This window comes from Amycolatopsis sp. NPDC050768 (assembly GCF_040654155.1).
GTDB lineage: Bacteria > Actinomycetota > Actinomycetes > Mycobacteriales > Pseudonocardiaceae > Amycolatopsis.
This window is the reverse complement of the sequence record NZ_JBFAHL010000007.1, coordinates 135971-147652: the sequence shown is the minus strand read 5'-3', so window position 1 is coordinate 147652 and position 11682 is coordinate 135971. Positions and strand designations below refer to the sequence as shown.

The window sequence follows — 11682 nt, the reverse complement described above, 5'->3', positions numbered from 1 at the left end:
CCGGTCATGTCGGATAGCACGGACCACCTCATCGAGCCGACCGCGGACGAGCGGGCCGAGCTGGAACAACTGCGGCTCGAAGTGGCCCGGCTGCGGGCCACCCGCGAACGCCGCCACCTCAGCTGGCGGCCGATCGTGTCCTCGATCCTCATCGTGCTCGGCTGCATCCTCGCGCCGCTCGCGCTCGCGTCGGTGTGGGTGAACAACCAGATCTCCGACACCGACCGGTTCACCGCCACGATGAGCCCGCTGATCCGCGACCCGGCGGTGCAGGCGGCCGTGACCGACCGGGTCACCGAGACCATCTTCACGAACATCAACGTGCAGGCCATCGCGACCGACGCCGTCGGCGCGCTCGCGGCCCAGGGCGTCCCGCCGGCCGTCACCGACCGGCTGGAGGCCCTGACCGGTCCGCTCGCGTCGGGCGTGCAGAGCTTCGTGCACGGCCGTGTCGCGACCCTCGTCGCCAGCGACCGGATCGCGCAGACCTGGGACCGTGTGATCCGCACAGCCCACCAGCAGGCGGTCGCCGTGCTCGACGGGTCGGCGTCGGCCATCGCGATCCAGGGCGACAAGGTCGTGCTCGACCTCGCGCCGTTCATCGACGACGCGAAGCAGCAGCTCGCCGCCGACGGGCTCACCATCGTGAACCGCATCCCCGAGGTCCACCCGACGATCGAGGTCGCCGACGCGGCCGGCCTGGTGAAAGCGCGCTCGTGGTACACCACCTTGGACCGGCTCGCGACGTGGCTGCCGTGGATCGCGATCGTGCTGCTCGCCGCGGGCGTCTACATCGCCCGGCACAAACGACGTGCGCTCATCGGCGCCGCGCTCGGGTTCGCGTTCAGCATGCTGGTCCTCGCGATCGGGCTCGCGATCGGGCGCACCATCGTCGTCGACGCGGTCCCGAGCCGCTCGGCGGCACCGGTCTCGGCGGCGTTCGACATCGTGCTGCGGTTCCTGCGCGACGGTCTGAGAACCCTGTTCGCGGTCGGGATCGTGGTGGCGCTCGGGGCCTTCCTCGCCGGTCCTTCGTCCACCGCCGTCCACATCCGCCAAGGCGTGGTCAAGGGACTGACGTGGCTGCGCTCGCGCAGCGGCCTGCGCGCCACCGGCCTCGGCAAGTGGGTGCACTCCTACCGCGTGGCCCTGCGCGCCGGTGCCGTCGCGATCGCCGTGCTCGTGTTCCTGTTCCTCGATCGGCCGAGCGGGCTCGCGGTGCTGCTGATCGCCCTCGTGCTGCTGGTGGTCCTCGCCGTGATCCAGTTCCTCGACGTCCCCGGCGACCGGCCGGCGGCGACCGGCTGAAGGGGGACGCCGTGAACGACGAGCCCGACCACGTCGGCGCGGTGCTGGGGCTGGGCGCGGTGGCGCTCAAGGCCGGCTGGTGGGCGTCCACCCCGCTGCGGCGGGCGGGCTGGGCCGTGCTGACGACCGCCGTACCCGAGGACGTGGCGCGCCGCGCGGTGCGGGACGTGGTGACCGCGGCCGCCGCGGCCGTGCTCGACGCGGTCGACCTGCCGAAGCTGGTCGGTGAGCACGTGGACCTCGACGCAGTGCTCGCCGAGGTCGACGTGGCGGCCGTGGTGTCCACACTGGACTTCGGTGACCTCGTGGCCGCGATGGACCTGCCTGAAGTCGTGCGGCAGTCGAGCGGAACCGTTGCGGGCGAAGCGATCCGGGGCGTGCGGGGTGCCGGGGTGAACGCCGACGACGCCGTGGCCCGCGTGGTCGGCCGCGTGCTGCGGCGCCGTGGTGACCGGCCCGCCTGAGGGGCCGGCGGGCATCGTCACGCGCCTGGTCGCCGCCCTGCTCGACGCGGCCGTGACCGGGCTGCTCACGGTCGGCGGCTACTTCGCGGTGGTGGCGGCGCTGTTCGCGGCCTCGCCGCTGTCGTTCCGGTGGCCCGCGGCACCGCCGGCACTGGCCGGCGGGATCTCCGCGGCCGTCGCGATCGTGTACCTCACGGTCAGCTGGGCCACCATCGGCCGCAGCTACGGCGAGGCACTGCTCGGCCTCCGCGTCTTGGGCCGCGGCCGGCGCCTGGGCTGGGTCCGCGCCGCGGCCCGAGCGCTGTTCTGCGTGGTCTTCCCGATCGGGCTGCTGTGGGTAATCGTGAGCCCCCACCGCCGGTCCCTGCAGGACGTCGTCCTCCGGACGACGGTCGTCTACGACTGGGAGACCGACGGTGGAGCGCGGGTGTCCACAAAGGACGCCGTATAGGTCGTTATACGATCCGGTGATCGGCCTCGAGAAGACGATTGTCAGGGAAGCGCGGAACCTGCACCGCTGAGCCTGCTGTGACCCAAGACACAGCGGCAGGCCGACGGTTTTCGCGGCGCCGGGCGGTCTTGATGCGGACCGATTTCCCTCACCACCCGGGAGTGTCCGATGTCTTTCCAGACCGCCGTAGTCACCGGAGCCGGCCGTGGGTTCGGGCGCGCGATCGCCGTCGCGCTCGTGGCCGCCGGCACGCGCGTCGTCGGGATCGCGCGCAGTGAAGAGGATCTGCTCGCCGTCCGGGACGAGGCCGGCGAGCTCTTCACGCCCCTGGCCGCCGACGCGACCGACGAAACGCTGGCCGCGGCCGTGCTCCGCGACTACCGGCCCGATCTGCTCGTGCTCAACGCCGGCGCGACGCCGCACATGGCGCCGGTGCAGGACCAGACCTGGGAAACCTTCAGCCGGAACTGGCACACCGACACGCGGCACGTCTTCGAGTGGACCCGCGCGGCGCTGCGTGAGCCGCTCGCGCCCGGCGGCGTGGTCGTGTCGATGTCGAGCGGTGCGGCGCTGGCCGGGTCGCCGCTCAGCGGCGGTTACGCGAGCGCCAAGGCCGCGGTCCGCTACCTGCGCGGCTACGCGGCCGACGAAGCCGAGCGCGCCGGGCTGGGCCTGCGTTTCCTCACGCTGCTCCCCCAGCTCACGCCGACGGCCGGCGTGGGCTCGGCCGGTGTCACCGCCTACGCGGCCCGCCAGGGCGTGGCCCGCGACGCGTTCATCGAGGGTCTGCAGCCGGTGCTCACGCCGGAGCAGGTGGCCAAGGCCGTGCTGGAGCTGGCGGCCGACGAGACCGCCGCGCCGGAGCAGGTCGTCGGCGGTGCCGGCGTGCGCCCGCTGCCGTGAGCGGCCTCTACAGTGGACTCCTGCGCACCACGGGAGAAGCCATGCCGTCGAACGCCGAGTTCAGCGCGCTGACCGAGCCGTTCCGGCCGGAGCTGCTCGCGCACTGCTATCGGCTGCTGGGCTCGATCCACGACGCCGAGGACCTCGTGCAGGAGACGTATCTGCGGGCCTGGCGCGGGTTCGGCGGATTCGAGGGCCGGTCGTCGGTGCGGCGCTGGCTGTACAAGATCGCCACCACCACCTGTTTGACGGCGCTGGCGACCCGGGCTCGGCGGCCGCTGCCGTCGGGCCTGGGCGCGCCGGCCGACGACCACCGGGTGCCGGTGGCCTCGCGTGAGCCGTCGGTCGCCTGGCTCCAGCCGGCCCCCGAGTTCGGCGCCGGGGACCCGGCCGTGGCCGCCGCGGCGCGGGCCGGGGTGCGGCTCGCGTTCATCGCCGCGCTGCAGCTGCTGCCGGCTCGGCAGCGGGCCGTGCTGACGCTGCGCGACGTGCTGGCCTTCCCGACGGCCGAGGTCGCGGAGCTGCTCGACACGACCGCCGCGGCCGTCGACAGTGCCTTGCGCCGCGCGCGGACGCACCTCGCCGAGGCCGGACCGATCGAGGACGAGATGACCGAACCGACCGGCGAGACCGACCGGGCGCTGCTCGAGAACTACGTGGACGCGTTCACCCGCGCCGACGCCGAAGCGCTGGTGCGTCTCCTGCGCGCCGACGTCGAGCTGGAGATGCCGCCGATCCCGACGTGGTTCACCGGCCGCGACGCCGTCACGGGGTTCCTCGCGGCGCGCGTGCTGCGCCCGGGCCGCTGGCGGATGACGCCCACGCGCGCCAACGGCCAGCCGGCCCTCGTCGTGCACCACCGCACCGACGACGGGCCCGACGAGCCATACGGCGTGCAGGTGCTGACCGTGCGTGGCGGGCGCATCGCGCGCATCACGTCGTTCAACGACCCGGCGCTGGTGCCGGTGTTCGCTCCCTCGTACCGGTGACCCGGCCGGTCCGCCCGCGGCGGGCGGACCGGCCGGGGCGTCACGCGGTGGGGAGCTCGTCGAACTCGACGACCTGGCGCACCTCGACCTCGATCTCGTCGTCGAAGAGCGCCGCGTAGGTCTTCGCGTACTCCACGGCCTCCTCGCGGTTCGCGAAGTTCAGCAGCGCGAAGCCCCCGATGACCTCCTTGGCCTCGGTGAAGGGGCCGTCGGTGGCCTTGATGGCACCGCCGCGCGTCTTGCGCACGAGCGCGCCCTTCTCCGACGGGTGGACGCCCTCCGCCGTGATCAAGATGCCCTTCTCGGCCGAGTCCTGGATGAACTCGCCCATCTTCGCGATGAACTCCTGGCTGGGGTTCCACGACGAGTGCGTCTCCGACAGCCGGTGCATCATGAGAAACCGCATGTCCGCTCCTTTGTCCCTCGGGCCGGGATCCGGATTCTTCCCGGAAGCGCTGACCGGCCCACACCGACGCGTCGAACGGCCCCGCTCGCGATTCGACAAACCGATCGGGAAGATTTTCGACGACCTCGTCGCCGGGGACCAGCCGAGCCCGGTCCGCGGCCACGAGCGTCACGAAACCGCAGGTACACGCAGGTCGATCCCGCCCGTTTCGCGGCCGGTCACCACGCGCCGCGCACCGGAGCGCCGGTCTTGGCGTTCGTCACGACGCCGTCGATCCCCTTCTCCGACGCGACCGCGGGCGCGGCCGTCCCCGGCCGGGCGAACTTCGCCGACGCACCGGACCGGTCCCCGGCGCGAGCGGCGCCTACCTCTACGATTCGGCGGGTGACCACCTACGACGACACCTTCGACCATCTCGACGCCTCGTCCCTGCCGCTTCGCCAGCAGCAGATCCTGGTCACGATCCGGGACTGGGTGGTCCGCCACGGGTACGCGCCGAGCAGCCGCGAGCTCGGCGAGGCCGTGGGGCTGCGGTCGTCCTCGTCGGTGTCGAAGCACCTGGCGAGCCTGGAGGACAAGGGTTACCTGCGGCGCAGCAGCTCGATGTCGCGGCCGATCGACGTGCGCGCGTTCCTCGGCACGGCCGAGCCGCAGCACGGTGAGGACTCCGTGGCGGTGCCGGTCGTCGGCCACATCGCCGCCGGCACGCCGATCTCGGCCGAGGAGCACCTCGACGAGATGCTGCAGCTGCCGCGCGGGCTCACCGGCCGCGGCAACGTGTTCGGCCTGCGCGTGCGCGGCGACTCGATGATCGACGCCGCGATCTGCGACGGCGACATCGTGGTGGTGCGCCAGCAGTCCGAGGCGCACTCGGGCCAGATCGTCGCCGCGATGATCGACGAGGAGGCGACGGTGAAGGTCTACCGGCGCCGCAACGGCCACGTGTACCTCGAGCCCCGCAACCCGGCCTACGACGTGATCGACGGCGACCGTGCCGTGGTGCTCGGCACGGTCGTGTCGGTGCTGCGCAGCATGTGAGTCACCGCATGAACAGGCCGCCGTTGATGTCGAACGTGGCCCCGGTGATGTACCCGGTGGTCTCGCCGCACAGGTAGGCGACGAGGTCCGCGACCTCCTCGGCGCGCCCGAACCGGCCCACGGGGATCGCGGCCTCGGCGGCATCGAGCTCCTCGCCGTCCATCTCGTCCATCACCGGTGTCCGCGTGGCCGCCGGGGCGACGGCGTTCACCGTGACGCCCGAGGCGGCGAGCTCCTTCGCGAACACCTTGGTGAGCACCAGGACTCCCGCCTTCGACGCCGCGTAGTGCGCGCCCGCGACCAGCCCACCCTGTTGCCCGGCCAGCGACGCCAGGTTGACCACGCGGCCCCACCCTCGCTCGCGCATCGCCGGCGCGAGCTCGCGCGTGAGCAGGAAAACGCTGCGCAGGTTGGTCGCCAGCACATCGTCCCACTCGGTCACCTCGATGTCCCACACCGACCGGCTCCGCGTGCGGGCCGCGTTGTTCACGAGGATCTCCGGCTCGCCGAAGGCCCGCCGCACCTCCTCGGCGACGGCCCGCACGGCCGCCGGGTCCCGCACGTCGACGGCAAATGGCGCTGCCGTGGTGCCGGAGGCGTCGAGCTCCCGCGCTTTCGCAGCCGAGCTGCCGGCGTCGATGTCGAGCAGCGCCACCCGGTGGCCGAGCCCGTGCAAACGCTCCGCGACGGCGGCCCCGATCCCACGCCCGGCCCCGGTCACGACGGCGATCCTGCGAGTGTCCACTGTGCCCTCTCGTGGTCGGCGTCGTCGGACTCGAAACCCATCCTGCCCGAGACCCACCAGCGGCGCCCGGGTCAGGCCGGCAGCCCCCACGGAGTGCTCGGTCCGTTCGAAGCCACCGGCCGCACCGCGAAGTCCGGCCGGTCGCCCGCGCGGTACACGAAGGCCTCCTCGCCGCGCGCGAGCTCGACCCGCACGTCGCCGTCGGGCAGGGTGCGCCATCGCTTCGCCCGGCCCTGCGCGTCGGTCACCTCGAGCGCGCCGTCGATGCCCGGGCGCAGGATGCAGGGGGCGCCGGCTTCGCTGTGGACCTTCAGCCAGCGCGTTTTGCCGCCTTCGCGGGCGGCGCTGAGCAGGAACGCGCCTTCGGTGCGGAAGTCGCGCACGGAGATGTCGCCCCACGTCGCGGGGACAGCGGGGAACAGCCGCAGGACACCGCCCCAGCTCTGCACCAGCATGTCCTGCATCGACTTCACCGCCGAGAGCGGCGTCTCGATCACGGGGCCGGACTCCTCGTACATCGTGTTGGGCTGGATGAACCGGCTCTGCAGCTGGTCGAGGTAGGCCGCCGCCTGGTCGCCGCGTCGCATCGAAGCCGAGATCGACGCGGCGCCGGTGAAGGTGTAGCCCTGCAGCGCGCCCTCGAAGCCGACCCAGTGCGCCAGCGACTTCTCGATCAGGGCGCGGTTCTCCGGCTGCTCCCAGGTGATCTCGTACAAGGGGTAGACCTGCAGCAGGTGCGAGTAGTGCCGGTGCGACTTCGCGAAGGGCACGCCGGCGCCGATCATGTAGCCGTTCCCGTCCACGGCGTAGGGCGCGAGCGTCGCCAGCACCTGCTGCCAGCGCGACACGAGCGGGTCGGCGACGCGCAGCTCGCGCGCCGTGTCGAGCAGGGTGCGGCAGCCCCAGCGCACGAGCGCGAGGTCATAGGTGCAGTCGGGGGCGTTCACGCCGTACTCGGGCGAGAACGTGGGCGGCAGGTGCAGCTTCCCGTCCGGGCCCGGCGCCAGGAAGTGCAGGTAGTAGTTGATCGCCTTGCGCAGCAACGGGAACAGCGTGTCGCGCAGCAGGCGGCGATCCAGCGTGTGCCGGTAGGACAGCCACACGTTGTGCAGCGCCCACGTGAGGTCGCCGACCTCCGGGGTCGGGGTGTCCTGGCCGGGCTCGCCCACGGGGAAGCCGCTGTTCGCGTCGGAGACGCCGTTGAACAGGGTCATGTCGGTGGTGCGCGGGATGCCGGCCGAGTCGCTCTGGTACGGCGCGCCGACCTGGCTCGACAGGTGCCCGCGGTACTGGTCCAGCGCCCGGCTCACGGCGTCGAGCTCCAGATGGTTGGAGCCGTGGATGAGCCAGTACTCGAGCTGCACGTTGAGGTTCCACCACGTGGCCGGCCACGGCGTGTTCTCCAGCCACGGGCCCGAGGTCGCCATCACCGGCGCCTCGCGCCGCGCGGCCGAGGCGAGCTTGTACAGCTGGATCCAGTAGAAGCTCTGCAGCCGGGTGTCCGGAATGGATACGAAGCTGCGCCGGTAGTAGTCGTGCCACCAGCGGCGGTGCTCGCGCGTGAGCTCGCCGAACCCGGCCGCCGTGCGCACGGACCACAGCGCCCGCGCGGTGGACGTGCGGTCGGGGTAGGACCAGGCGACCGACGAGTAGAGCGTCCGCGCGCCGCCGCGGGTGACCTCCCGCCAGGCGGTGACGTGCTCGCCACCCGCGAGCAGCGGCTGCTCGGCGACGTGGCTGTCGCCGACGGCGCGGACCGTCGCCGGCGGGTTCGCGACGTAGCCCTCGGGCGGCGCCTTCTTCCAGACGGGGTCGGCGCGCGGGCTCACGGCCTCGGCCGGGTGGAAGACCCAGCGGAACCCGCGTTCGCCCTCGGTCGGACGCACCTCGACCGCGAGCACCGGCTGTCCGGTGTGGACGATCGCGCGCAGCGCGAGGCTGCCCGCGGCCGTGGTGATCGTGCCGGTGAGCTCGGCGTTCCACAGGTCCAGACGCCAGTCGACGCCGGTGATCGCGCCGACGGGTTCGAGCGTGAAATACCCGATCGGCAGCCGGGCGAGGCCGAACAGCGAGCCGTACTGCGGCCGGTGGTCCTGCACCTCGCTGTGCTGCACGTTGAAGCGCACCGCGTTCTTGCCCGGCTCGGCGTAGATGCCCGAGCCGAGGAAACCGTTGCCGAGGAACGGCCCCTCTGTCCATGCGGCCGGCATCCGCTGCCACCGCAGGTCCGCGGCCGCGAGGAAGGCGGCCCAGTCGAAGTCGTCGCCGCCCGGCGGCGGGTGGCTCGCGGCCGAGGCGACGGCCGGGCCCAGGCCCGCCGCGCTCGCCGCGATCCCGGCGAGCGCGCCGCCGAGGACTGTTCTGCGGGAGACGTCCATGTCTGCGACCTCCAGGTCAGTGGCGGCGGCGGTCGGCCAAAACATAGGATGTCTGACATCTGTTGTCGAGACCTCTGCCCAAGTTCGTGGCAAGGCAACCCGACTGGAGCACCATGAGCCACGAGAAGAGCTAGGGCCTCTTCATCGATTCATCGGATGACTATCGCGACGTGAGCCGGTCGACGAGAGCGGGAGCCACAAGGGTGCACGTCACAGCCGGGCGCGGCGGGCCCGGCCCTACAATCGGGGCCAGCCGCGCCGCGGCGGTGGGCGGAGGAGAACCGTGCGGATCACGATCCGGGATGTCGCACGGCGGGCAGAGGTGTCGGTGGCCACGGTGTCGCGGGCGCTCGGCTCGCCCGACCGCGTCAGCGAAGCCACGCGCGACCGGGTGCTCACGGTCGTGCGGGAGCTCGGCTACCGGCCGAGCCCGGCGGCGCGCAGCCTCATCACCGGCAAGACCGGCGCGATCGCCATCGTGGTGCCGGATCTGGGGAACCCGTTCTTCACCGGCGTGCTCAAGAGCGTCCAGGCGCGGGCGCGCGAAACCGGCCATGCCGTGCTGGTCGGCGACAGCGACGAGGACCCGGCCACCGAGCAGGAGCTGGTGCGCACGCTGGCGAAGCAGGCCGACGGCGTGCTGCTGTGCTCGCCGGGGATCGACGACGCCACCATCACCGAGCTCGACGGCCTCACGTCCCTGGCGCTGCTCAACCGCCGCGTGGCCGGGATCGGCGCCACGGTGATGGACAGCGCCGGCGGGATGCGCGAGGTCGTGGCGCACCTGGCCGGGCTCGGGCACCGCCGCTGCGCCTACCTCAACGGCCCGGACAGCTCGTGGTCCAACCACGAACGGCTGCGCGGCCTGCGTCCGGCCGCCGCGGAGCACGGCATCGAGATCGTGGAGCTCGGGCCGTTCGCCCCGCGGTACGAGGACGGCGCGCCCGCCGCTGACCAGGCGCTCGCCGCCGAAGTCACCGCGGTGCTCGCCTACAACGACGTGATGGCGCTCGGCGTGCTGGCGCGCTTGCGCGAGCGCGGGGTCGACGTGCCGGGCGAGCTGAGCGTGACCGGCTTCGACGACCTCGTCTACGCGGCGGTGTCCGCTCCCCCGCTCACCACTGTCGCCATGCCGCTGGCCGAGGCCGGAAGCCGCGCGGTGGATCTGCTGCTGGCCCATTCTGCCGCCGACCCGGCCGGCCGGGTGGTCACGGAACTGCCGACGCGGCTCGTCGTGCGCGCCACCACCGCCCGCGCGCCCGGGTACCACCGCTGACCATTCCCCGCATCCGAGGGGAAATGTCGGAAAATAATCGGGACCGACACGGGATTCCGGTCACTCCCAATACTGCGTTCCACTGTGGATCGATGTTACAGTTCTTCTCAGGCCACGGAAAACGCGGCTGCCGGAAACGTTCGAGGAGGATTCACCCGCCATGGCGCACAAGGTCCTGGTCCAGATGGTGGACGACATCGACGGCGGGGTCGCGCACCAGACCGTGCCCTTCGGCCTCGACGGCGTCCAGTACGAAATCGATCTCTCCGACAAGAACGCGGGAACTCTGCGTGAAGAGTTCGCCCGCTACATCGCCGCCTCGCGCCGGACCGGCGGCCGCAAGGTCCGCCGTGGCACCGGTTCGGGCACGCCGACGCCCGAGGACCGCGAACGCTCGCGCAGCATCCGCGCGTGGGCAGCGGACAACGGCTGGAGCATTTCCGAACGCGGCCGCATTCCCACCGACGTGGTCACCGCCTACGAAAACAGCCGCGCCTCGGGCTCGAAGTCGCGCGCCCGCGGTGGTCACAAAAAGGCCAAGGCCTAAAACTGATCCGGCGAAGTCGTGCGGCCATTTTCGCAGATCCGCCGCACGCTCGCCGGAAACGTCCCCACCGAATCCGAAAACCGCAGATCACCGGCAGTTCCCCGTGAACGACCGCCGCCGCCAGGGCCTTGACAGTCCGTCGAGGCGGTTCGTACGTTCCGGCCGGGAGCCGCGGACCTTCCCCGACGTCCGCCTCGGAGAGGGGACTCGCGGATGAGTTTCACCGAGTCGTTCGAGACCGTCGCCTCCGTGATCGAAGGCCTCGGCGTCGGCATCATGGCCATCGGCCTCGTGGTGGTGCTGGTGCGCTTCGTCGTCGACGCCACCCGGCGCCGCGGCAGCTACGATCAGCTGCGGGTGCACCTCGGCCGCGTCATCCTGCTCGGGCTCGAGATCCTGATCGCCGGCGACATCATCCGGACCGTGATCGTCGACGCGTCACTGGAGAACGTGCTGGTCCTCGGCTTGATCGTGCTGATCCGGACCGTGCTGAGCTTCGCGCTCGAGGTCGAGATCTCCGGCGCGTGGCCGTGGCAGGCCAAGCGGGGGCCGCAGCCGCCCGCCTGACCTCGCCGGCACTCAGGCCGCGCGGCCCAGGAACGCCAGCAGCTGCGTGGTCTCGTCGGCGTCTACCGGCGGCGTGAGCTCGGGCCCGAAGAACTCCGGACGCTGCAACGGAATCGACCGGACCCACTCGCCCGTAGCCTTCACCACCGCCGGGTCGAGCGTGACAGTCAGGCCGACAGCGTGCGCGATGTCCCAGGTGTGGACGAGCGCGTCGGAGACGAACGCCGGCAGCAGCGTCGTGAGCGGCACACGCCCGGCGTCGTCGGTCGACATGGCCCGCGCGAGCCCGTCACGGGTCAGACCCGGGGCGGTCGCCTCGAACGCCACGCGCCACTCCTGCGCCGGATCCCCGGCGCAGAGCACACCGGGGTTCGGTGCGCCGGGTTCCCCCGCGGTCTCCGGGTAGTCGGCCCCGGTCACCCAGGCCGACAGCCGGTGGCGGCCCCACAGCACGTGGCCCACGATGTCCCGCACCGTCCACGCCGCGCACGGCGACGATGCGTCCCATCGATGCGCCGGCACCTCGGCCACCACCTTGCCGAAGCCGTCCTGCGCCACGAAAAACTGCTCCACAAGATCCACAGCTTGCTCCCTTCACGGATGTTCTGGC

General features: G+C 72.1%; 14 protein-coding genes. 9 read left to right on the top strand and 5 right to left on the bottom strand.

What is annotated here, in order from left to right; genetic code table 11:
* Positions 1–6 precede the first annotated feature (6 nt).
* From AB0H62_RS21810 to AB0H62_RS21790, 5 genes are all read left to right on the top strand, one after another.
* Positions 7–1308, top strand: coding sequence for a hypothetical protein (locus AB0H62_RS21810; RefSeq protein ID WP_220239353.1), 1302 nt, complete (start codon positions 7–9; stop codon positions 1306–1308).
* A gap of 11 nt (positions 1309–1319) precedes the next feature.
* On the top strand, positions 1320–1772 hold the full coding sequence (locus tag AB0H62_RS21805) for a hypothetical protein (RefSeq protein WP_220239352.1): 453 nt from the start codon (positions 1320–1322) through the stop codon (positions 1770–1772).
* A complete protein-coding gene (locus AB0H62_RS21800) occupies positions 1756–2223 on the top strand; it encodes an RDD family protein (RefSeq protein ID WP_360587736.1) in 468 nt (155 codons plus the stop codon). The genes AB0H62_RS21805 and AB0H62_RS21800 overlap by 17 nt, the downstream gene beginning before the upstream one ends.
* Before the next feature lie 168 nt (positions 2224–2391).
* A complete protein-coding gene (locus AB0H62_RS21795; RefSeq protein ID WP_220239350.1) occupies positions 2392–3126 on the top strand; it encodes an SDR family oxidoreductase in 735 nt (244 codons plus the stop codon).
* Positions 3123–4115, top strand: coding sequence for an RNA polymerase subunit sigma-70 (locus AB0H62_RS21790; protein WP_360587733.1), 993 nt, complete (start codon positions 3123–3125; stop codon positions 4113–4115). Before AB0H62_RS21795 ends, AB0H62_RS21790 begins: the two co-directional genes overlap by 4 nt.
* Before the next feature lie 40 nt (positions 4116–4155).
* Here AB0H62_RS21790 and AB0H62_RS21785 read toward each other — a convergent pair whose 3' ends face one another.
* On the bottom strand, positions 4156–4521 hold the full coding sequence (locus AB0H62_RS21785; RefSeq protein WP_220239349.1) for a YciI family protein: 366 nt from the start codon (positions 4519–4521) through the stop codon (positions 4156–4158).
* 218 nt (positions 4522–4739) lie between these two features.
* The gene (locus AB0H62_RS21780) at positions 4740–4913 is read right to left on the bottom strand and encodes a hypothetical protein (RefSeq protein ID WP_360587731.1); all 174 of its coding nucleotides are present in this window, start codon (positions 4911–4913) and stop codon (positions 4740–4742) included.
* Between AB0H62_RS21780 and lexA the strand changes: the two genes are divergently transcribed.
* Entirely contained in the window at positions 4906–5559 is a 654-nt protein-coding gene (gene lexA / locus AB0H62_RS21775; protein ID WP_220239347.1) for a transcriptional repressor LexA, read from the top strand. The genes AB0H62_RS21780 and lexA overlap by 8 nt on opposite strands.
* A gap of 1 nt (position 5560) precedes the next feature.
* Here lexA and AB0H62_RS21770 read toward each other — a convergent pair whose 3' ends face one another.
* Positions 5561–6280 (bottom strand): SDR family NAD(P)-dependent oxidoreductase, encoded by a 720-nt coding sequence (locus AB0H62_RS21770; RefSeq protein WP_360587728.1) that lies wholly within the window; start codon positions 6278–6280, stop codon positions 5561–5563.
* Between the two features lie 95 nt (positions 6281–6375).
* Positions 6376–8682 (bottom strand): Tat pathway signal sequence domain protein, encoded by a 2307-nt coding sequence (locus AB0H62_RS21765; protein WP_360587726.1) that lies wholly within the window; start codon positions 8680–8682, stop codon positions 6376–6378.
* A 283-nt stretch (positions 8683–8965) separates the two neighbouring features.
* Here AB0H62_RS21765 and AB0H62_RS21760 point away from each other — a divergent pair, with 283 nt between their 5' ends.
* From AB0H62_RS21760 to AB0H62_RS21750, 3 genes are all read left to right on the top strand, one after another.
* Positions 8966–9958 carry a LacI family DNA-binding transcriptional regulator gene (locus tag AB0H62_RS21760; protein ID WP_360587725.1) on the top strand — a complete coding sequence of 331 codons (993 nt, stop codon included), beginning with the start codon at positions 8966–8968 and terminating at the stop codon, positions 9956–9958.
* Between the two features lie 160 nt (positions 9959–10118).
* Positions 10119–10505: an Lsr2 family protein gene (locus AB0H62_RS21755; protein ID WP_360587723.1), complete on the top strand. Its 387-nt coding sequence runs from the start codon at positions 10119–10121 to the stop codon at positions 10503–10505.
* A gap of 213 nt (positions 10506–10718) precedes the next feature.
* Positions 10719–11072, top strand: coding sequence for a DUF1622 domain-containing protein (locus AB0H62_RS21750; RefSeq protein WP_220239342.1), 354 nt, complete (start codon positions 10719–10721; stop codon positions 11070–11072).
* A gap of 12 nt (positions 11073–11084) precedes the next feature.
* On the opposite strand, the gene AB0H62_RS21745 is transcribed toward AB0H62_RS21750, so the two are convergent.
* Complete coding sequence (locus AB0H62_RS21745; protein ID WP_360587720.1) at positions 11085–11654, bottom strand: TIGR03086 family metal-binding protein; 570 nt, start codon at positions 11652–11654, stop codon at positions 11085–11087.
* Positions 11655–11682 lie beyond the last annotated feature (28 nt).

Excerpts from the sequence above, each read along its gene's own strand:
- AB0H62_RS21765 (WP_360587726.1), bottom strand. The coding sequence starts at position 8,682 with ATGGACGTCTCCCGCAGAACAGTCCTCGGCGGCGCGCTCGCCGGGATC.
- AB0H62_RS21750 (WP_220239342.1), top strand. The coding sequence starts at position 10,719 with ATGAGTTTCACCGAGTCGTTCGAGACCGTCGCCTCCGTGATCGAAGGC.
- AB0H62_RS21755 (WP_360587723.1), top strand. The coding sequence starts at position 10,119 with ATGGCGCACAAGGTCCTGGTCCAGATGGTGGACGACATCGACGGCGGG.
- AB0H62_RS21795 (WP_220239350.1), top strand. The coding sequence starts at position 2,392 with ATGTCTTTCCAGACCGCCGTAGTCACCGGAGCCGGCCGTGGGTTCGGG.
- AB0H62_RS21810 (WP_220239353.1), top strand. The coding sequence starts at position 7 with ATGTCGGATAGCACGGACCACCTCATCGAGCCGACCGCGGACGAGCGG.
- AB0H62_RS21785 (WP_220239349.1), bottom strand. The coding sequence starts at position 4,521 with ATGCGGTTTCTCATGATGCACCGGCTGTCGGAGACGCACTCGTCGTGG.